Source organism: Pantoea sp. RIT413, assembly GCF_003057675.2.
Classification (GTDB): domain Bacteria; phylum Pseudomonadota; class Gammaproteobacteria; order Enterobacterales; family Enterobacteriaceae; genus Pantoea; species Pantoea eucrina.
Genome location: NZ_QBJB02000010.1, coordinates 35,003 through 54,433, shown reverse-complemented (window position 1 = coordinate 54,433; position 19,431 = coordinate 35,003). Strand labels below are relative to the sequence as shown.

At 55.3% G+C, this 19,431-nt stretch carries 15 protein-coding genes; 12 read left to right on the top strand and 3 right to left on the bottom strand.

Annotated features, from left to right (window positions below):
• Window positions 1-4 precede the first annotated feature (4 nt).
• Complete coding sequence (gene mlaF, locus DBY66_RS13165) at window positions 5-820, bottom strand: phospholipid ABC transporter ATP-binding protein MlaF (RefSeq protein ID WP_039382224.1); 816 nt, start codon at window positions 818-820, stop codon at window positions 5-7.
• A 226-nt stretch (window positions 821-1,046) separates the two neighbouring features.
• On the opposite strand from mlaF, the gene DBY66_RS13160 reads away from it, so the two are divergent.
• The 11 genes from DBY66_RS13160 to npr all read left to right on the top strand — a co-directional run bounded on the left by DBY66_RS13160 (window position 1,047) and on the right by npr (window position 9,018).
• Window positions 1,047-2,030, top strand: a complete 984-nt coding sequence (locus DBY66_RS13160; protein ID WP_039382222.1) for a calcium/sodium antiporter — start codon at window positions 1,047-1,049, stop codon at window positions 2,028-2,030.
• 12 nt (window positions 2,031-2,042) lie between these two features.
• Window positions 2,043-3,023 carry an arabinose-5-phosphate isomerase KdsD gene (kdsD, locus tag DBY66_RS13155; protein ID WP_039382218.1) on the top strand — a complete coding sequence of 327 codons (981 nt, stop codon included), beginning with the start codon at window positions 2,043-2,045 and terminating at the stop codon, window positions 3,021-3,023.
• Between the two features lie 13 nt (window positions 3,024-3,036).
• On the top strand, window positions 3,037-3,603 hold the full coding sequence (gene kdsC / locus DBY66_RS13150; RefSeq protein WP_039382215.1) for a 3-deoxy-manno-octulosonate-8-phosphatase KdsC: 567 nt from the start codon (window positions 3,037-3,039) through the stop codon (window positions 3,601-3,603).
• On the top strand, window positions 3,600-4,172 hold the full coding sequence (gene lptC, locus DBY66_RS13145) for an LPS export ABC transporter periplasmic protein LptC (protein ID WP_065650292.1): 573 nt from the start codon (window positions 3,600-3,602) through the stop codon (window positions 4,170-4,172). Before kdsC ends, lptC begins: the two co-directional genes overlap by 4 nt.
• On the top strand, window positions 4,147-4,701 hold the full coding sequence (gene lptA, locus DBY66_RS13140; RefSeq protein ID WP_039382207.1) for a lipopolysaccharide ABC transporter substrate-binding protein LptA: 555 nt from the start codon (window positions 4,147-4,149) through the stop codon (window positions 4,699-4,701). The genes lptC and lptA overlap by 26 nt, the downstream gene beginning before the upstream one ends.
• A 3-nt stretch (window positions 4,702-4,704) precedes the next feature.
• The gene (gene lptB, locus DBY66_RS13135; protein WP_039382204.1) at window positions 4,705-5,430 is read left to right on the top strand and encodes an LPS export ABC transporter ATP-binding protein; all 726 of its coding nucleotides are present in this window, start codon (window positions 4,705-4,707) and stop codon (window positions 5,428-5,430) included.
• A 48-nt stretch (window positions 5,431-5,478) separates the two neighbouring features.
• Window positions 5,479-6,912: an RNA polymerase factor sigma-54 gene (rpoN, locus tag DBY66_RS13130; protein WP_039382200.1), complete on the top strand. Its 1,434-nt coding sequence runs from the start codon at window positions 5,479-5,481 to the stop codon at window positions 6,910-6,912.
• Window positions 6,913-6,933: 21 nt separating this feature from the next.
• Window positions 6,934-7,221: a ribosome hibernation promoting factor gene (gene hpf / locus DBY66_RS13125; protein ID WP_039382198.1), complete on the top strand. Its 288-nt coding sequence runs from the start codon at window positions 6,934-6,936 to the stop codon at window positions 7,219-7,221.
• Window positions 7,222-7,358: 137 nt separating this feature from the next.
• Entirely contained in the window at window positions 7,359-7,841 is a 483-nt protein-coding gene (gene ptsN / locus DBY66_RS13120; protein ID WP_039382195.1) for a PTS IIA-like nitrogen regulatory protein PtsN, read from the top strand.
• A gap of 53 nt (window positions 7,842-7,894) precedes the next feature.
• Window positions 7,895-8,749, top strand: a complete 855-nt coding sequence (rapZ, locus tag DBY66_RS13115; protein ID WP_039382191.1) for an RNase adapter RapZ — start codon at window positions 7,895-7,897, stop codon at window positions 8,747-8,749.
• Window positions 8,746-9,018 carry a PTS phosphocarrier protein NPr gene (gene npr, locus DBY66_RS13110; protein ID WP_039382188.1) on the top strand — a complete coding sequence of 91 codons (273 nt, stop codon included), beginning with the start codon at window positions 8,746-8,748 and terminating at the stop codon, window positions 9,016-9,018. Before rapZ ends, npr begins: the two co-directional genes overlap by 4 nt.
• A gap of 5 nt (window positions 9,019-9,023) precedes the next feature.
• On the opposite strand, the gene mtgA is transcribed toward npr, so the two are convergent.
• Both mtgA and arcB read right to left on the bottom strand, forming a co-directional pair.
• The gene (gene mtgA, locus DBY66_RS13105) at window positions 9,024-9,746 is read right to left on the bottom strand and encodes a monofunctional biosynthetic peptidoglycan transglycosylase (protein WP_108570026.1); all 723 of its coding nucleotides are present in this window, start codon (window positions 9,744-9,746) and stop codon (window positions 9,024-9,026) included.
• An 884-nt stretch (window positions 9,747-10,630) separates the two neighbouring features.
• A complete protein-coding gene (arcB, locus tag DBY66_RS13100; protein WP_108570027.1) occupies window positions 10,631-12,973 on the bottom strand; it encodes an aerobic respiration two-component sensor histidine kinase ArcB in 2,343 nt (780 codons plus the stop codon).
• 887 nt (window positions 12,974-13,860) lie between these two features.
• Between arcB and DBY66_RS13095 the strand changes: the two genes are divergently transcribed.
• Window positions 13,861-19,392: a glutamate synthase-related protein gene (locus tag DBY66_RS13095; protein ID WP_108570028.1), complete on the top strand. Its 5,532-nt coding sequence runs from the start codon at window positions 13,861-13,863 to the stop codon at window positions 19,390-19,392.
• Window positions 19,393-19,431: the final 39 nt, after the last annotated feature.

Sequence of the window (19,431 nt, the reverse complement as noted above, 5' to 3'; positions counted from 1 at the left end):
GAGTTTACTCTCTCCCTGTCCGGGTCAAATCACTAAGATAGTCGCCGGCGGCGAAACGAAATGGCACCGGACCATCAGCATGCCCATCAATAAACTGGCGTACGCGCGGATCGGCGTTCTCCTTCAGCTGCCGGGTGCTGCCTTCAGCAATGATTTTTTGCCCGGCAACAATATAGGCGTGATCGGCGATGCTCAGAACTTCAGGCACATCATGCGATACCACAATACAGGTCACGCCCAGCGAGTGGTTCAGCTCATCAATCAGCTTGACCAGCACGCCCATAGTTATTGGATCCTGCCCCACAAACGGCTCATCAAACATAATGAGTTCCGGTTCCAGCGCAATGGCACGTGCCAGCGCAGCACGTCGCGCCATCCCGCCGGAGAGCTCTGCCGGCATAAGTTTTGCCGCGCCGCGCAGTCCGACCGCTTCAAGCTTCATCATCACCGTGCTGTGCAGCAGTTCCGGCGGCAGCTGAGTGTGCTCGCGTAGCGGCCAGGCGACGTTTTCATAGACGTTAAGATCGGTAAAGAGCGCGCCTGACTGAAACAGCATGCTCATTTTCTTACGGGCTTCATAGAGCTTGCGCCGTGACAGGCTGGGAATATTCTGGCCCTGAAACCAGATTTCGCCGTGGTCAGGCTGCAGCTGACCGCCAATCAGGCGTAACAGCGTTGTTTTTCCTATGCCGGAAGGTCCCATAATCGCGGTCACTTTACCCGCCGGAACCGTAAGTGAAATATCATCGAATATCGTGCGATCGCCACGGGTGAAACTCACACCGCGCACCTCGACCAGATTCGTTTGCTGCTGAGTCATTATTACCTCGTTAAGCGGGTCGGGCGTACTAAATGGGGTGGATGGTAGCCTGGTAAACCGCAATTCACGATAGTTTTACAGAAACTTACCGGTTCAGTGTGGCGAAAACGGTCATTAAATTTACTTTTGTCGCTCAGAGAGTCAAAATCAGCGGCTGACTCTCCCCGCATCTCAGGTTTTTTTGCCGGCCAGGGTCCGCCGGCACCGTATCCATCAAGGATTTTTCATGTTTGTAGCTACCGCCCTGTTGTTTATCGGATTGCTGTTACTGGTTTACGGGGCCGATCGACTGGTCTTCAGCGCCGCCATTCTGTGCCGCTCATTCGGTATTCCGCCGCTGATTATCGGCATGACGGTAGTCAGTATCGGCACATCGCTACCGGAGCTGATTATTTCGTTTTCAGCTGCGCAACATGGACAAATGGATTTGGCCGTAGGCACCGCGCTGGGCTCAAACATTACGAATATCCTGTTAATTCTGGGTGGCGCCGCGCTGCTTCATCCTTTAACCGTACACTCCAATTTGATTCGGCGCGAACTTCCGCTGCTGCTGCTGGTCTCTTTGCTGAGCGGCATTATGCTGTTTGATAATTACCTGAGCCGGCTGGATGGTGTCGCGCTGTTGCTGATGGCGCTGTTCTATCTGCTGATCGTGATCCGCATTGCCCGCCGCGCCGGACATGACAACAGCGATACACTCACCCGGGAACAGCTGGCAGAACTGCCGCGCGATGAAGCGGGTAATACGGTAGCCTTTCTCTGGCTGGCGGTCGCGCTGATTATATTGCCGATGTCGACCCGTATGGTCATCGACAATGCCACCGTCTTTGCTGATTACTTTGGCGTAAGCGAGCTGGTGATGGGGCTGACGCTTATCGCGGTAGGGACCAGCCTGCCGGAGCTGGCCACGGTTGTCGCGGGTGCGCTGAAAGGTGAAGATGATATGGCGATTGGTAATCTGATCGGCGCCAATATTTTCAACCTGGCGATTGTTCTTGGCCTGCCCGCGCTGTTTCATCCGGGCGAGGTCAATCCGCTCGCGTTTAGCCGTGATTACTGGGTCATGCTCGGCGTCAGCGTAGTGTTTGCCCTGTTTTGTCTGCTGCGTAAGCGGCGCGTCGGCCGGATAGCCGGCGCGCTGTTACTGAGCGGATTTCTTCTCTGGGTGCTATGGCTGTGGCTCAGCCCCACCCTTCTTACTGGCTATTAAGGATGCACTGATATGTCACAGCAGCATGCAGAGTTTGATTTTCAGCAGGCGGGTAAAAAGGTTCTGCGCATCGAACGTGAAGGACTTGAACAGCTTGATCAGTATATCAATGACGACTTCAGCCGCGCCTGCCAGCTGCTTTATGCCTGCCAGGGAAAAGTCGTGGTGATGGGCATGGGCAAGTCAGGACATATCGGTAAGAAAATGGCCGCGACCTTTGCCAGCACCGGCACCGCCTCCTTTTTTGTGCATCCAGGCGAGGCGAGCCATGGCGACCTCGGCATGGTGAGCGCCAGCGATGTGGTTATCGCCATCTCGAACAGCGGCGAGTCGGCAGAGATCCTGGCGCTGATCCCGGTGCTGAAGCGACAGAAAGTGCAGCTGATCTGTATGACCAGCCGCCCGGAGAGCGCCATGGGCCGCGCGGCAGATGTTCACCTGTGTGTGAAAGTGCCGCAGGAAGCGTGCCCGCTGGGACTGGCACCAACGTCCAGCACCACGGCAACGCTGGTGATGGGCGATGCGCTGGCGGTGGCGCTGCTTGAGGCGCGCGGTTTTACGCCAGAGGATTTTGCGCTGTCGCATCCTGGCGGCGCGCTGGGTCGTAAACTGCTGCTGCACGTCAGCGACATTATGCACAGCGGCGATGAAATTCCGCACGTCACGCGCGAGGCGTCGCTGCGTGATGCCCTGCTGGAGATCACGCGCAAAAACCTCGGTCTCACGGTGATCGTCGATGACTTAATGAAAATTGAAGGGATTTTTACCGATGGCGATCTGCGCCGTATTTTTGATATGGGCGTCGATTTTCAGTCAGCGCGTATTCAGGACGTCATGACGCGTGGCGGCATCCGCGTCCGGCCAAATATGCTGGCGGTAGAGGCCTTAAATCTGATGCAAAATAAAAATATCACTGCCGTCCTGGTAGCCGATGAAGATCGGCTGCTGGGCGTCGTCCACATGCATGACATGCTGCGCGCTGGCGTAGTCTGAACAGGAAATGTAAATGAACGCTGAAAATGCGCTGGTTGCCACCTGCTATGGTCCGGTATCAGCTGAAGTCATGGCACGGGCAGCGCAAATCCGCCTGCTGATTTGTGATGTCGATGGCGTCATGTCAGACGGCCTGATCTATATGGGAAACAGCGGTGAAGAGCTGAAGGCGTTTAATGTGCGGGATGGCTACGGCATACGTTGCCTGCTGACCTCCGGCATCGAAGTCGCTATTATAACCGGCCGTCGCGCTAAGCTGCTGGAAGATCGCTGTGAAACGCTGGGCATTACGCATCTTTACCAGGGACAATCAGATAAGCTTTTGGCGTGGCGCGAACTTCTGGATAAACTGTCACTGGACAGCACGCAGGTTGCCTATATTGGCGACGATCTGATCGACTGGCCGGTCATGGCACAGGCGGGTCTGAGTGTTGCCGTAGCGGATGCACATCCGGTCTTGCTGCCGCGTGCAGACTATGTCACACGCATCGGCGGCGGACGCGGTGCGGTACGCGAAATATGCGACCTGATATTACTGGCGCAGAATAAATTTGAGGATGCCAGAGGGCAATCAGTATGAGTAAAAGCAGGCGTTGGATAACGCTGATTCTGGCTCTGGTCGCGCTGATATTGATCGGCTGGAACCTGACGAATCAGGATGAGAGTGCCACGCCGTTGGCTTCAAACGATCAGGAGCCAACCTACACCAGCGCGAACTCTAATACCGTGGTATACAACCCAACGGGTGCACTGGCCTACAAGCTTGTCTCCGATAAAGTGACCTATTTTTCAGCTGATGAAGTCAGCTGGTTTGATCGTCCCGTTATGACAACCTTTGATGAAAACAAAGTGCCAACCTGGTCAGTACGGGCGGACAAAGCAAAGCTAACGAAAGATCGTATGCTTTATCTGTATGGCCACGTTGAAGTGCATACGCTGACGCAGGATTCTCAGCTGGAACGCATTATCACTGATAACGCGCAGGTCAATCTGGTGACCCAGGATGTCATGTCTGACGACCAGGTGACGCTATTTGGCCGCAGTTTTAACTCCACGGGCATGAAGATGCGCGGCAATTTGCGGACAAAAAACGCCGAACTGCTTGAAAAGGTCAAAACCTCTTATGAAATTCAAAATGAACAAAAATAGCGTTAACGCGCTGCTGCTGGGATCGCTGCTGATTGGCAGCCTGCCCGCGCTGGCTGTCACCGGCGACTCAGAAAAACCGGTTAATATCGACTCCGTTAATCAGGCGCTGGATCTGCAGGGCAACGTGGCGACCTTTACCGGCAATGTTATTGTCACGCAGGGCACGATTAAAATTACAGCGGATAAAGTCGTGGTAACCCGTCCCGGCGGCGACAGCAACAAAACTATTGTTGATGCCTATGGCAATCCGGCTACGTTTTATCAGATGCAGGACAACGGCAAGCCGGTTAAAGGCCATGCCGCTAAGCTGCACTATGAGCTGGCCAACGATTTTGTCGAGCTGACCGGTAATGCTTTCATTGAACAGCAGGACAGCAACATCAAAGGCGATCGCATCACCTATCTGGTGAAAGAGCAGAAAATGCAGGCCTATAGTCAGGGTCAAAGCAAACGCGTCACCACGGTGCTGGTTCCTTCACAGCTGCAGGATAAAAACGGTTCCGCTGCGAGCCCTAAAAAGAGTAACTGACCGATGGCAACTTTAGTCGCTGAAAATCTGGCCAAAGCGTATAAAGGCCGCCGCGTAGTGGAAGATGTCAGCCTGCAGGTTAAATCGGGCGAGATTGTCGGACTGCTGGGTCCTAACGGCGCCGGTAAGACCACGACATTTTATATGGTGGTCGGCATTGTCCCGCGCGATGCGGGCCGCATTATTATCGATGATGAGGATATCAGTATCCTGCCCCTGCACGCCCGTGCGCGTCGTGGTATCGGATACCTGCCGCAGGAAGCCTCTATTTTCCGGCGGCTGAGCGTGTATGACAATCTGATGGGCGTGCTGCAGATCCGCGACGATCTGACCGAAGAGCAGCGCCAGGATCGCGCCAATGAGCTGATGGAAGAGTTCCATATTGAGCATCTGCGCAACAGCCTGGGCCAGGCGCTCTCCGGGGGAGAACGTCGCCGCGTTGAAATTGCACGCGCGCTGGCAGCGAATCCAAAGTTCATTCTGCTGGATGAGCCGTTCGCCGGGGTTGACCCCATCTCCGTTATCGATATCAAAAAGATCATCGAACATTTGCGCGACAGCGGCCTCGGTGTCCTGATCACCGACCATAACGTGCGTGAAACGCTGGCCGTCTGCGAACGCGCCTATATTGTCAGCCAGGGCAATCTGATTGCACACGGCACGCCAGATGAAATTCTGGCAGATGAGCAGGTTAAGCGGGTTTATTTGGGCGAAGAGTTCAGACTCTGATAAGGTGTCGATTAACCCGATATTCGCTTAGGACATTCAAGCCGGATTATGAAGCAAGGTTTGCAACTCAGGTTCAGCCAACAGCTGGCGATGACCCCCCAGCTGCAACAGGCCATTCGCCTGCTGCAGCTCTCTACGCTTGAACTCCAGCAGGAGCTCCAGCTGGCGCTGGAGAGCAATCCGCTGCTTGAGCAGACCGATATTCATGATGAAGTGGACGCACGCGAAACGCAGGAAAGCGATACGTTAGATACCCGTGAGGCGCTGGAACAGAAAGAGATGCCTGACGAGCTGCCGCTGGATGCGTCGTGGGATGAAATTTATACCGCCGGCACCCCTTCCGGCACCGGAACAGATTATCAGGATGATGAACTGCCGGTGTATCAGGGAGAAACCACGCAGTCGCTGCAGGATTACCTGATGTGGCAGGTGGAGCTGACCCCGTTTACCGATACCGATCGCGCTATTGCGACATCGATTGTTGATGCGATCGACACGACCGGTTATCTCACCGTGACGCTGCAGGAAATTTGCGACAGTATCGGCGACGATGAGCTGACGCTGGATGAGGTAGAGGCGGTTCTCAAGCGCGTCCAGCGGTTTGATCCGGTTGGCGTAGGCGCGCGCGATCTGCGCGACTGTCTGCTGGTTCAGCTATCGCAATATGCGGCTGACGCTCCTATGCTAAAAGAGGCGCGCCTGATTGTCAGTGAACATCTCGATCTGCTGGCTAATCACGACTTCCGCAGCCTGATGCGGGTGACCCGCCTGAAAGAAGAGGTGCTGAAAGAGGCGATGCTGTTGATACAGTCGCTCGATCCGCGCCCCGGACAATCGATTAATACGGGTGAACCGGAATACGTTATTCCGGATGTGCTGGTGCGCAAAGCGGGCGCACGCTGGATAGTGGAACTGAATGCTGAAAGCCTGCCGCGTCTGCGGATCAACCAACACTATGCCGCCATGGGCGGTTCAGCGCGCAGCGATAGCGACAGCCAGTTTATTCGCAATAATCTGCAGGAAGCGCGCTGGCTCATTAAAAGCCTGGAGAGTCGTAATGACACTCTGCTCAAGGTTACCCGCTGTATCGTTGCGCAGCAGCAGGCGTTTTTTGAGCAGGGCGAAGAGTATATGCGTCCGATGGTGCTGGCAGATATCGCGCAACAGGTCGATATGCACGAGTCCACCATCTCACGCGTGACCACGCAAAAATATCTGCACAGTCCGCGTGGTATTTTTGAGCTGAAATATTTTTTCTCCAGCCATGTCAGCACGGAAGGCGGCGGCGAAGCCTCGTCTACGGCCATTCGTGCGCTGGTAAAAAAACTGGTCGCGGCAGAAAATCCCGCAAAGCCCTTGAGCGACAGCAAACTGACCGCCATGTTATCTGAACAGGGTATTATGGTAGCGCGACGTACGGTTGCGAAGTATCGCGAGTCTTTATCTATACCGCCATCAAACCAGCGTAAACAGCTGGTCTGACCGAACTCAGAAGGAAGACCTATGCAGCTAAACCTTACCGGACTCAATGTCGAAATCACTGACCCGCTGCGCGAATTTGTGAACAGCAAATTTGGCAAACTTGAACACTATTACGATCGCATCAATCAGGTTTATATTGTTCTGAAAGTGGAGAAAGTGACTCAGATTGCAGAGGCAACTCTGCACGTTAACGGCGGTGAGCTGCACGCCACAGCGGAAGCGGAAGATATGTACGCGGCCATTGACGGGCTGGTTGATAAGCTGGCACGTCAGCTGACCAAACATAAAGACAAACTGAAAAAACACTAACCTTCACGTTTGCAGAGCGCTGACCCGTTCAGCGCTCAGGGAAAAATGGGGCGGAAGAGCGCCCCGTTTTATCATCTGCGCAAGCGCCAGCAGGGCTTTTCGCTCTGTGGCTATGTGAACTCGCAAGTGAAACCACGATGAACAACGATCTGACACTGGAATTGAGCTCGGTTCTGACGCCTGACTGCACCCGCAGCGGCGTACACTGCCAGAGTAAAAAACGCGCGCTGGAGATTATCAGCGAACTGGCGGCTAAGCAGCTCAATCTGCCGCACCAGACGCTTTTCGAAGCGATTCTGACCCGCGAGCGTATGGGCAGTACCGGCATTGGCAACGGCATTGCTATTCCGCATGGCAAACTGGAAGAGGATACGCTGCGGGCGGTGGGGGTGTTTATCAGCCTCGATCAGCCTATTGCTTTTGACGCCGTGGATAATCAGCCGGTCGATCTGCTGTTCGCTCTGCTGGTGCCTGCCGATCAGTGTAAGACGCACCTTCATACCCTGTCGCTGGTCGCAAAACGCCTGGCAGATAAGACGGTTTGCCGTCGCCTGCGTGCGGCCCAGAGTGATCAAGAGCTCTACGCCATTATCACAGAAGCTCAGGAAGCGCATTCGTAATCAGTACATAGCGTTACCGGTCTGCGGGCCGGATAAAACAGGGGAGAATAGTGATGGTGCTGATGATCGTCAGTGGTCGATCAGGCTCAGGTAAATCAGTTGCGCTGCGTGCCCTGGAGGATATGGGCTTTTACTGTGTCGACAATCTGCCGGTAGTCCTGCTGCCTGAGCTGGCGAATACGCTGACAGAGCGGAATATTTCGGCGGCGGTAAGTATTGATGTACGCAACATGCCGGAGTCGCAGGAAGTCTTTGAGCTGGCGTTAAATAATCTGCCTGACTCTTTCTCTCCTCAGCTGCTGTTTCTGGATGCCGATCGCAATACGCTGATCCGACGCTACAGCGACACCCGTCGCCTGCATCCGCTCTCCAGCAAAAACCTGTCGCTGGAAAGCGCCATTGATGAAGAGAACGATCTGCTGGAGCCGCTGCGCTCGCGTGCCGATCTGATTATTGATACCTCAGAGATGTCAGTGCATGAGCTGGCTGAGATGCTGCGCACCCGCCTGCTGGGCAAGCGCGAACGCGAACTCACGATGGTGTTTGAGTCGTTCGGTTTCAAACACGGTATCCCGATCGATGCCGACTACGTGTTTGACGTGCGCTTTTTGCCTAACCCGCACTGGGATCCCAAACTGCGTCCGATGACGGGCCTCGATCGACCGGTGGCGGCGTTCCTGGATCGGCATACAGAAGTACATAATTTTATCTACCAGACGCGCAGCTATCTTGAGCTATGGCTGCCGATGCTGGAAACCAACAACCGCAGCTACCTTACTGTGGCGATCGGCTGTACCGGTGGCAAACATCGTTCCGTGTATATCGCCGAGCAGCTGGCTGACTATTTCCGTTCGCGCGGTAAAAACGTGCAGTCGCGTCATCGCACACTGGAAAAGCGTAAATCATGACCGTAAAGCAAACTGTCGAAATCCGTAACAAGCTGGGTATGCATGCGCGCCCGGCGATGAAGCTGTTTGAGCTGGTGCAGAGCTTTGACGCGGATGTTCTGCTGCGCAATGAAGCGGGCACCGAGGCTGAGGCGAGCAGCGTTATTGCGCTGCTGATGCTGGATTCAGCAAAAGGCGGTCATATTGAAATTGAAGCCAGCGGACCGCAGGAAACTGCGGCGCTGGCCGCCGTTATTGAGCTGTTTGAATCGGGCTTTGACGAAGAGTAAAGGTTTTAGTGTAGCCGGTAGCGATTCAGGAAACCCTCCCCTCCCAGCTGGCGCATCTGACGCATGATCCACTGCTGACGCTGGCGAACATAGCCTGAAGGCGCATCCGCGCGAAAACGGATCGGATTAGGCAATACTGCAGCCAGCAGGGCAGCCTCTGCGATAGTCAGGCGGCTGGCGGGCTTATGGAAATAGTGCTGCGCTGCGGCTTCAGCGCCAAAAATACCGGGACCGAACTCAGCGATATTAAGATAGACCGTCAGAATACGACGTTTACTCCAGACGGTTTCAATGCCAACCGTCATCCCCGCCTCCAGCCCTTTACGTAGCCAGCTACGTCCGTCCCACAAAAAGAGATTTTTCGCGGTCTGCTGAGAAAGCGTTGACGCGCCACGCATGCGCTCGCCGCTGCTGTTGTCGAGCACCTGCTGAATAGCGCCAACGTCAAAACCCCAGTGCTCAGGGAATTTCTGATCTTCGGCGGCAATCACGGCCAGCGCCATCCACGGGGAGATGTTATCCATGCTGACCCACTCTGAATGTGCGACATAACTGATATCTCCGTGCAGCCAGGCGCCTGCCTGACGTTCCGCCATAACCGCGGAAAAAGGCACGGGTAAAAAAGCGAAAACGGCAATTCCTCCGATCCAGAGTAGTGCCCATGCCAGCAGACATTTAACCATCAGCGACCTGAAAAGGCTGAACCCTTTCCCTCTGTATTTTTTCATTACCTCTTCCTGTATCCCTTCCCTGTATTAATTAATCACTCTGGTCATGATTGCGTCCAGTGCTCATTGTTATACCTGCCTGCATGCTGCCAGCCGGTTTCCGGAGCTGAAAAAGCGTTCAGGCCAGCCGCGGCTCTTGTGCTGATACCCTGAAACATCAAAGACTTCCATCTTTAAGGAATCGGTTCCATGCATAAAAATCGCGCAAGGCAAACTTCAGACCGCCGTTAACCTGTACTAATAGTCATGTTAATAAGACTTTCATATAGCTTAACATTTGCAAAGAATAGCTTAGCGTTTCCTGACTATCGTCTGCTATGAGATCGGTTTCAGACACATATTATGCTGCCAGAAAGCCGAATCCCCCGGCAATTGTCCGTAAATCAAATTTTACACTCTGACCGGCCTGTTTTTCAGAACGACCGATCTGGAAGTTTAACCGCCTGCTTTCCAAAACGTTTCGGATAAATGTGATGCAATACGGCTATTTTTATTACAAAACAATAGCATAAAGAATATTTTCCTGATAAAAATCCGTCCCCGGATAGCTATCCGGGCTTTCGCCGCTTCCCTCAATCCTGATGGCGAAAAATCAGCCAAAACCGGTTGATATTGGTTAAATAACAAACAAATCAGCGGGGAAATTGATTCCCCGCTTGACAGTGTTGTCAAATTAATGTTTTCTGTAGCGGAACGTTGTTCAACATCACACAATTTAATGAATCTTGTCGCGCAGGCTGGCAAATTTGCTAAGGTGATTTTGTAACGTTAACCAATACCTGACTGCTGCTTTTTACTTCAATTAACCATAACAGCAGCAGTCACTTTTTCCCTGGTGTTGGCGCAGTATTCGCGCACCCCGGTTTCGACCGGGGTCATTTTTTTTAGCGCTTCTGATTTTCCCGCCCGGCAACCCATTCACGCAGTACGGCAACATCCTGTCGCCACTCCTGCTTCAGTTCATCGATCCACTCCTGCACATTGTCCCACCAGGCCGGCAGTTCCGGTGACTGAATCTGTTTTGCCAGCTGCTGCAGGTGCAGCAAGCCTACCGATCCCGCGGCACCTTTAATTTTGTGCCCCTCTTCGGCAATGCCTTTTTGATCGCGCGCCATCATATTGGAATCAAGCACATCAAGATAACCAGGCATCATCTGTTCAAACATTGTCAGGCTCTGTGTAATCAGACCAGGCCCGACCAGCTCGATATACTGCTCCAGCATCGCCACATCCAGCAGCATGCGCGACTGCGTATCCGCGACAGGCATATCTGTCTCTTCTTCCTCGCCCTGATAATCCCAGAATTTTTTGATCACCGCCGTCAGCGCCGGCACCGCCAGCGGTTTACTGAGTACTTCATCCATTCCGGCATCGAGATACTCTTTTTTATCTTTAAGTACGTTGGCCGTCAGCGCGACCAGCGGCGGCAGCTGCACGCCCTTATGCTGCTGATGGATAGCGCGCGCAACGTCCAGTCCGGTCATATCCGGCAGCTGAATATCCAGCAGCACCAGGTCAAACTCCTGCGGATCAAACAGGCTTAGCGCGTCATGGCCGTTCATGGCGACCTCAACGCTGCAGCCGAGCTTCTCCAGCACCGAGCGGGCGACAATCACATTCAGTTCAATATCTTCCACCAGCAGTACGTGCAGCGCCGGCAGCGGCAGGCTGTCATCCAGGCCGGTATCTTCCACTTCGTCAGCCACGCGCGGCGCGTTAATCTCAACCACAAAGCAGGAGCCCTTACCCGGCGCGCTGCTGACGGTGATATCTCCGCCCATCGCCTGCGCCAGGCGGCGCGATACCGCCAGCCCGATACCGGTACCGGTCGCGGGTTTGCCGCCGTGCTGATCTTTAACCTGATAATACATGGCAAAGATTTTGTCCTGCTCCTCCTGCGGAATACCCATTCCTGAATCCTGCACTTCAAAGCGCAGCGTTTCATTCGCGCTGTACGCGACCCGCACGACAATCTCCCCCTCGCGGGTGAATTTCACGGCGTTTCCAATCAGGTTCCACAGGATCTGCCGTAAGCGCGTGCCGTCAGCCAGAATTTTATGCGGCAGCGGCAGCGCGGGCTGCATAACAAACTTCAGATCTTTCGGCTGGGCCAGCAGGCCGGATAAGTTTTCGAGATCGGCAAGGAAACCGGTGAAATCAAGCGGCTGGTTATCCAGCTGAACTTTGCGCCGCTCGATTTTGTCCACTTCGATCACATCGTTAAAGATATTGCCCAGCGTAATGGCTGAGACGTGAATCGTTTTCAGGTACTTCAGCTGCTCCTGGCTGAGCTCGGTATCCAGCAGAATACGGCTCAGACCCACGATGCCGTTCAGCGGCGTGCGCAGCTCGTGGCTGATCGTTGAAATAAAGGTGGTTTTCTCCCGGCTGGCGTTCTCCAGCGCATCCTGATAGCGCTTACGCTCCGTGATATCGCGTCCGAATCCCATCAGGCCGCTGCGCTTGCCCACCCGATCGTAATAGGGCACTTTACGGATTTCAAAACAGGCTTTGCGCCCGTCCGGATACTGCAGCCACTGCTCATAGGTGAGCGATACGTTATGGCGAAACACCTTTTCGTCTGTTTCCAGTACCTTGGTCGCTGCCTCATCATCATAAATATCGTGCGGCGTCAGTCCGATCAGCTGTTTTTCACTTAGGCCGGTCAGCAGCTCCATGGCGCGGTTGCAGCCGGAGAACTGTTTGTCGATATTACGGTAGAAGACCAGATCGGGCGATGCATCCAGAAATGAGCGCAGGAAAGAGGATTGCTGCTCCAGCTCAATCTGCGCCTGCTCGCGGCGCGCCATCTCTTCACGCAGCTTATCCATCACCTGTTTACGCGCCTCTTCTGCGCTGATGCGATCGCTGATCTCCTGATTCAGCTGCGTGATGGTCTGTTTCATCTGCTGATTAAGCTCGAGATCGCGCGTGCGCATCTCTTCCAGCTTATCAACCAGCTTCGTTAGCCGCTGACGCGACTCCTCCAGCTGATCGACCACGACTGACAGGAAATAGACCGCCCAGGGCGTAATCAGCAGACCAAAGAAGACCGAGCGCACCACGTCGATACTTTCCACGTGCCCGCGCAGTACCATAGTGACCGCCATCTGGACAATCATCGCCAGCACCACCAGCGCCGACGCCAGCAGCAGTGAAAAGCGCACCAGACCGAGTTTGACCATCAGGTCGACATAATATTGAGCTAACAGACGAATTTGTTTCATGGCAGATCCCCTGAACGAATGGCGCCATCATAACGTAATTAGCCTGCGTCTGCCCGGGCTGACCGGGATATTGCGCCCGCCTGACGCCCCATCATAGTGCATCCGCGCCCGGCTTGAACGTTATCTGGCGCGCGCTGAGTAAAGCACTTGACTAATTTGCACAGGTGAATAATCTGAAAGGCCGTCTGCGCGCAGCTAAGCGTCAGACCTTATTGCTCTCTTTCGCCTGTGGCAGCTGATTTCTCAGCATACTGCCACCCCTCCTTATTGCATACTGATTCACATTTAACGAAATTTTACTCAGTTACCTTCTGATTAGTTTTGCTTATACAGACCTATATTTAATTCAAAACAGACGCCATAAGAAAAACAGATACATGACATGCCGGTCTGCACAGCTACGATATTTTATGCTGCTATAAGCAGCACTGCCAGCAGGGTAAAGTAATATCGCCGCCTGCAGATAGTGAGACGGCTCACACTTAGCAGGGGTTTAAATCGGCGCTTATTGACATAAATTTACTGTTAAAAAACATAAAATTCATAAGGTTAACCTCTTTTTTCTGCAGATATAGGGCTCAGCGCTCTCTATTTGACCTCTGTGCGCTTTCCCGATAAGTTGAAATTCCGCTGGATGCTTTCCAGTCGGGACTGTGTCTCGACATATCTATGCAGCAAGAAGACTCCCTCTGGATGCAAGTTATCTCCCGTTAGAGACCGGATTGAAGAGCAACTCATCAAGGACGTTATACCCGGATCCTGAGAGTCATTGCTCGGTGTGGCGACGCCCGCGTACAGCGCGGAAAAAACCAGTGAAACAGCACGCGTCAGCGCTCTGTGCCTGAAACAGAACAGGCAATGTCTAAAGCAGTTTAAGGAGACTCTCAATGTCCACGCAAAAACCTCATTCCTATGGTTTGTACGACCCGGCCGCAGGCAGCGATAGCTGTGGTGTAGGTTTTATTACCCGCAAGGACGGCGAGCAGACACATGACATTCTGCAGATGGCGCACAGCGCACTCTGCACCGTGCCGCATCGCGGCGGGATGTCCGCAGAGGGTGTCGGTGATGGTGCCGGCGTTAACGTCGATCTCTCGCTTAACTTTTTCCGTAAATTAACCGGCCAGGCGCTGGAAGCTGGCCAGTTTGGCGTAGGCAACTTTTTTGTCCCGAAAGATACCGCGCTGCGGGCTAATGCCGAACGTCTGGTTGAAGAGACGCTGGCCGCATGGAATTTCCCGGTGCTGCTGAAGCGCGATATGCCGCTGGATAATAGCGTAACCCGCCCTGCCGCCGTGGCGTTTCAGCTGCCGATTGTGCAGTGGGTGTTTGCCGCTCCGCCTGCGCTGACGAATCAGACTGACTTCGAACGTCAGATCTACCGGGCGCTGCTGGATATCGAAGCGCGCGCGTTCACCGAAAGTGAGTTTGGCGGCCTCTATCCGCTCTCACTCTCTTCCCGCACGCAGGTGTTTAAAGCGCGTCTGAACTCGAATGAAGTGATCCCTTACTTTAAAGACCTCACCGACAGCGATCACCAGGTGCGCGGACTCTTTTTCCATACCCGCTTCTCGACCAATACCGATCCCCATACCACTATGGCACAGCCGTTCCGCCTGATGGCGCATAACGGCGAGCTGAATACCGATCGTAAAAACCGCATTGCTGAAGCGGCGCTGATGCTGGCGCGCGGTAAAAAAATTGTCCGCCCTAAAGGCCAGTCTGACAGCTCGCGTCTTGACCAGAGCATCCACAGCCGCCTGATGGAAGACGATCTCGACCTGATCACCGCCGTGGTCTCCATGATGCCCCCGGCGTGGGAGAACGACAGTTCACTCTCCGCTGACGTGCGTGCGATGCTGGAGTACTTTTCGCTGTATGAAGAGAAAAATGATGGTCCGGCCGCGCTGATTTTCGGCAACGGCGAGGTCATCGGTGCCCGTCTGGATCGCCTGGGCCTGCGTCCGCTGCGTTCAGTGGAAACTGCCGACTATATCGGTGCCATGTCAGAAGCGGGCCAGATTGCCTTTCCGCCAGAAAGCGTACTGCGTCGCGGCCGCATCGAAGCGGGCGGTATGCTCTATTACGATCACAAAGAGAAGCGCGCCTATACCACGACCGAAGCGCTGGAAAAACTGGCGGCCGCAAAAGATTATCGTGCCCTGCTGCAGGCGGCGCGCGTCGAGCTGCATGAGCTGCCGGAAATTCCGGCCGAGAAGCTTGGCTCTCCGCTGCGCTATCGCGGCGATCTCAAAACCTACCAGCGTTTTGTCGCCTACTACTACAACCAGGAAAGCTTCAAGTTCATGATGGATCCGATGCTGCAGACCGGTGCGGAGAAAATCTCCGCAATGGGTTACGGCAACGCCATCAACGGCCTTTCCGATCATGAAGGCGGCATGGCGCACTACTTTTCGCAGCGCTTTGCGCAGGTGACCAACCCGCCGCTCGACTCTATCCGTGAAGCTGACGGCATGACGCTGCGCGTGGCGCTGGGCGCAAAACCCCATCTTGGCCGTAGCAAAGGGCAGCAGATTATTGTTCCCAGTCCGATCCTGACCCACCTTGATATGCTGCGCCTGCGCGAGCAGAACGTGGCACCTTACGCGCGCTTTGAAATGCTCTATGAGCCGGTGACCGGCAAAGATATCGTCAGCCGCGCCGCTAATGCCAGCGCGCTGGAAAAAGCGATAGATAATCTGGCTCAGCAGGTGGTGGATTTCGCCCGTACGCAGGGCGGCATTGCCGTGATCACCGATCGTCACGTATCAACCACTCATGCCGCCATGCCGATGCTGCTGGTGATCTCCGCCATTAACCAGCGTCTGGTGCAGGAAGGGCTGCGTCTGGATGTCTCTCTGGTGGTTGAGAGCGGTCAGAGCATCTCGTCGCACCATATCGCTGCCACGCTTGGCTTCGGTGCTTCCGCCGTCTATCCGCTGGGCGTACAGATGCGCGCAGAAGAGAAATTTGGTGAAGGCGAAGAGGGTAATAAGGCGTTCAGGCGCTATGCCAAAGCCGCTGAGAAAGCGCTGATGAAGACCATGGGTAAAGTGGGCCTCTGCACCGTCGAGAGCTACAGCTGCGGTGAGTTTTTTGAGCCTAATTTTCTCGATACTGAAGATCCGGTGCTGAAAAAATATTTTCCGAATATCAAAACCCCGGTGGGTGGCGCAGGCTTCCCGGCGATCGCCCAGATGGCAGTAGACTGGCATCAAAGCGCGCTGAAAATCCAGGGTGAAGCGGAAGTGCCGCTGCTTGGCCTGTTCAAAGAGCGTGCGGAAGGTGCCGGTCACTCCTACGGCACCATCGCCGTGCGAACCTTTATCGATATGACTGAACAGCCGATCCGCTTTGCCGATAAGGCGCGCGAAGAGGATAACTTTATCCGTCTGATGACGCTCGCCAGGCTGGAAAACGCGTTTGGTATTAAAGCGGACGCATTCAAAGAGAGCAGCTTTGAACGGATCCCGAATGCGGTCATCGATACCTTTGCCATTACGCCGGATTACCGTCAGTTCTCCAGCCTGATGCATGCTGAGCGCAAACGCCGTCCGGCAGCACTGCGTGACATTCTTGCCCTGCCCTGCGATCTGACCCACGTTGACAGTGAAGCGGAGTTTGGCCGCAAGCTGGGCCGCTATTCGCTGGTGAACAATGGTTTCGCCATCCGTGGCCTGCAGTGTCAGACGGTGGCGGGCAGCCTGAACCAGTTTGAACTGCGCCTGATCGACGCGATTGCCGGTCTGAAACCGGAGCAGGAGCGTCTGGCGGCGCTGGCGCGTGCGCTCAGCACCCGCTTCCGGGATGACATTGAGAGCAGCAGCGTGGAAGAGAGCGTGCTGCGCATTACCGCCTATGGTAAGGCCGCAGAGTACCTGGCAAAAATTTTCACGGCGCAGCCTTCGCTGCCGCTGGAGGAGATTCAGCCGGCACACGAAATCACCCGCACCTTCGCTTCCGGTGCAATGAGCCACGGAGCGCTGGTTGCGCCTGCGCATGAAGCCGTCGCGCACGGCACCAATATGGTGGGCGGCATGAGTAACTGCGGTGAAGGCGGCGAGCACTATTCGCGTCACGGCACCATCCGCGCCTCGCGCATTAAACAGCTGGCTTCAGGACGTTTTGGTGTCTGGGCGGCCTACCTGGCCGATCCGATGCTGGAAGAGCTGGAGATCAAAATTGGTCAGGGTGCAAAACCTGGCGAAGGCGGTCAGCTGCCGGCGCCTAAAGTCACGGTAGAGATTGCTGCCGCACGCGGCGGCACGCCGGGTGTGGAGCTGGTGTCGCCTCCGCCTCACCATGACACCTACTCCATTGAGGATCTGGCACAGCTGATCCACGACTGCAAAGCCGCGCGCGTGCGCGTTATTGTCAAACTGGTCTCTTCAGAAGGTATCGGCACCATTGCGGTGGGCGTAGCCAAAGCCGGCGCCGACGTCATTAACGTGGCGGGCAACACCGGCGGAACCGGTGCGGCATCGGTAACCAGCCTGAAATATACCGGCCGCGTGGCAGAAATCGGTATTGCTGAAGTTCATCAGGCGCTGTGCGCCAATGGCCTGCGTGACAAAGTACAGCTCCGCTGCTCCGGCGCGCAGCAGACCGGCAGCGACGTGATTAAATCCGCGCTGCTGGGCGGCGATAGCTTTGAGTTTGGTACCACGGCACTGATGATGCTGAAGTGCGTGATGGCGAAAAACTGCAACGTGAAGTGCCCGGCGGGCTTAACCACCAATGCCGAAGCCTTTGATGGCGATCCGCGTCAGCTGGCGCAGTACTTCATTAACGTGGCGCAGGAAGTGCGCGAGTTTCTCGCCCGCCTCGGCCTGCGCTCGCTGCGTGAGGCGCGCGGCCGGGCCGATCTGCTGCACCTGATGGATCATCCGCTGGAAGTGGGCAAACTCGATCTGCGCGCCATGCTGACGGTAGTACCGGAACAGAAAATCGCGCATCCGGTCTATCTGGAAAAAGATTTTACGCTCGACGACGGCTGGGTAACGGAAGTGACGGCGCAGCTGGTTGAGCAGGCGGGCCGTGAGGTTACTCTGGGCAACGGCGTGACGCTGAATAACCGCAATAAAAGCGTTGGCGGACAGCTGGCTATCGATATCGAGCGCCTGCTGAACCATACGCTACCGGCTGAGCAGCGCCTCCTGCTGCCGGCGGTGCTGAAGGACGATCGCGGGCGCCACTACCTGGCGCCACGTACGGTGCAAATCCATACCCAGGGCGCAGCCGGACAATCATTCGGGGCGTTCTGTAACGACGGCATGCTGATGCAGCACTACGGCACCTGTAACGATGGCGTAGGCAAAGGTCAGTGCGGCGGTGAGCTGGTGGTGATGTCACCAGGCGGCGGCGCACAGGATAGCGATGGCAACGTGCTGATCGGCAACTTTGCGCTGTTTGGTGCCACCGGCGGCCGGCTGTTTGTGCAGGGCCAGGCGGGCGATCGCTTCGCGGTACGTAACTCCGGCGCCACCGCCGTGGTGGAAGGCGTGGGCGATTTCTGCTGTGAATATATGACCAACGGCGCCATCCTTAACCTCGGCACCTTTGGCAAAGGCTTTGGCAACGGCATGAGCGGCGGCTTCGCTTATCAGTATGACCCGTACGGCAACCTTGCCGGCCATGCGGCGGGAGACTCCGTACTCTTTGGTTCCATTGCGGATGATAACGAGATGGCGCGCGTGCATAAGCAGGCGGTACTGACCATGCTGAACTGGCATCTGGAAGCGACCCGCTCGCCACGCGCCGCCTGGCTGCTGGCGAACTGGGAGAGCGAATGTCAGCACTTTGTGTATGTTATGCCGCGTTCGCTGCTGCTCTACCAGGATGGTGGTGAGATCCTGAAAGCAAAATCGCGCAAAGATCTGCTGGAAGAGCTTTCAACCTCGCTGGCTGCGCACCAGGTAGCCAAATTTAAAGCGGCGTGGCGCAGCGGCAAAACCATTGCTGACGGGGCCGTACCCGCCTACGGTGCGACTGATACGCAGGAGATGTTTATCCTGCTTAACAACTACACCGTGCTGAGCTTTGCGCAGCAGCTGGCGCTGGGCAAGCTGCCGAAAGGCACCGCAGTGGAAGATCCGGCGGTTGAAAAAGCGGTACGCAATCTGCTGATGACCGAGGATTTTGCGCTGGTCAGTAAGCTGCAGCGGCACGCCCGCGCGGCAATTGAGAGCTACAGCGATGATGAGCTGGCAAGCCTGATCGCGGCAAAACGCATGGCTGATTACAAAGCGGCATTAACGCAGCGTAATATCCGCTCTATGGATAGCCTGGCGACCTATGGCTGGATCATCTATCAGGATGCGCGCCATCGCGAGGTGCTGGGCCACCTGCCGGACTTTGAAGAGCTGTTTGCGCGTGCGGCGCTGCCGGAAATTGCCGCTGCGGTCGGAAAACTGTCCTGATCGCGTCAGCCCGGCATTTGAGCCTTAAAAGTGAACATT

Excerpts from the sequence above, each read along its gene's own strand:
- kdsC (WP_039382215.1), top strand. The coding sequence starts at position 3,037 with ATGAACGCTGAAAATGCGCTGGTTGCCACCTGCTATGGTCCGGTATCA.
- rapZ (WP_039382191.1), top strand. The coding sequence starts at position 7,895 with ATGGTGCTGATGATCGTCAGTGGTCGATCAGGCTCAGGTAAATCAGTT.
- lptA (WP_039382207.1), top strand. The coding sequence starts at position 4,147 with ATGAAATTCAAAATGAACAAAAATAGCGTTAACGCGCTGCTGCTGGGA.
- npr (WP_039382188.1), top strand. The coding sequence starts at position 8,746 with ATGACCGTAAAGCAAACTGTCGAAATCCGTAACAAGCTGGGTATGCAT.
- DBY66_RS13160 (WP_039382222.1), top strand. The coding sequence starts at position 1,047 with ATGTTTGTAGCTACCGCCCTGTTGTTTATCGGATTGCTGTTACTGGTT.
- kdsD (WP_039382218.1), top strand. The coding sequence starts at position 2,043 with ATGTCACAGCAGCATGCAGAGTTTGATTTTCAGCAGGCGGGTAAAAAG.
- lptC (WP_065650292.1), top strand. The coding sequence starts at position 3,600 with ATGAGTAAAAGCAGGCGTTGGATAACGCTGATTCTGGCTCTGGTCGCG.
- mtgA (WP_108570026.1), bottom strand. The coding sequence starts at position 9,746 with ATGAAAAAATACAGAGGGAAAGGGTTCAGCCTTTTCAGGTCGCTGATG.
- lptB (WP_039382204.1), top strand. The coding sequence starts at position 4,705 with ATGGCAACTTTAGTCGCTGAAAATCTGGCCAAAGCGTATAAAGGCCGC.
- DBY66_RS13095 (WP_108570028.1), top strand. The coding sequence starts at position 13,861 with ATGTCCACGCAAAAACCTCATTCCTATGGTTTGTACGACCCGGCCGCA.
- mlaF (WP_039382224.1), bottom strand. The coding sequence starts at position 820 with ATGACTCAGCAGCAAACGAATCTGGTCGAGGTGCGCGGTGTGAGTTTC.
- rpoN (WP_039382200.1), top strand. The coding sequence starts at position 5,479 with ATGAAGCAAGGTTTGCAACTCAGGTTCAGCCAACAGCTGGCGATGACC.
- hpf (WP_039382198.1), top strand. The coding sequence starts at position 6,934 with ATGCAGCTAAACCTTACCGGACTCAATGTCGAAATCACTGACCCGCTG.
- arcB (WP_108570027.1), bottom strand. The coding sequence starts at position 12,973 with ATGAAACAAATTCGTCTGTTAGCTCAATATTATGTCGACCTGATGGTC.
- ptsN (WP_039382195.1), top strand. The coding sequence starts at position 7,359 with ATGAACAACGATCTGACACTGGAATTGAGCTCGGTTCTGACGCCTGAC.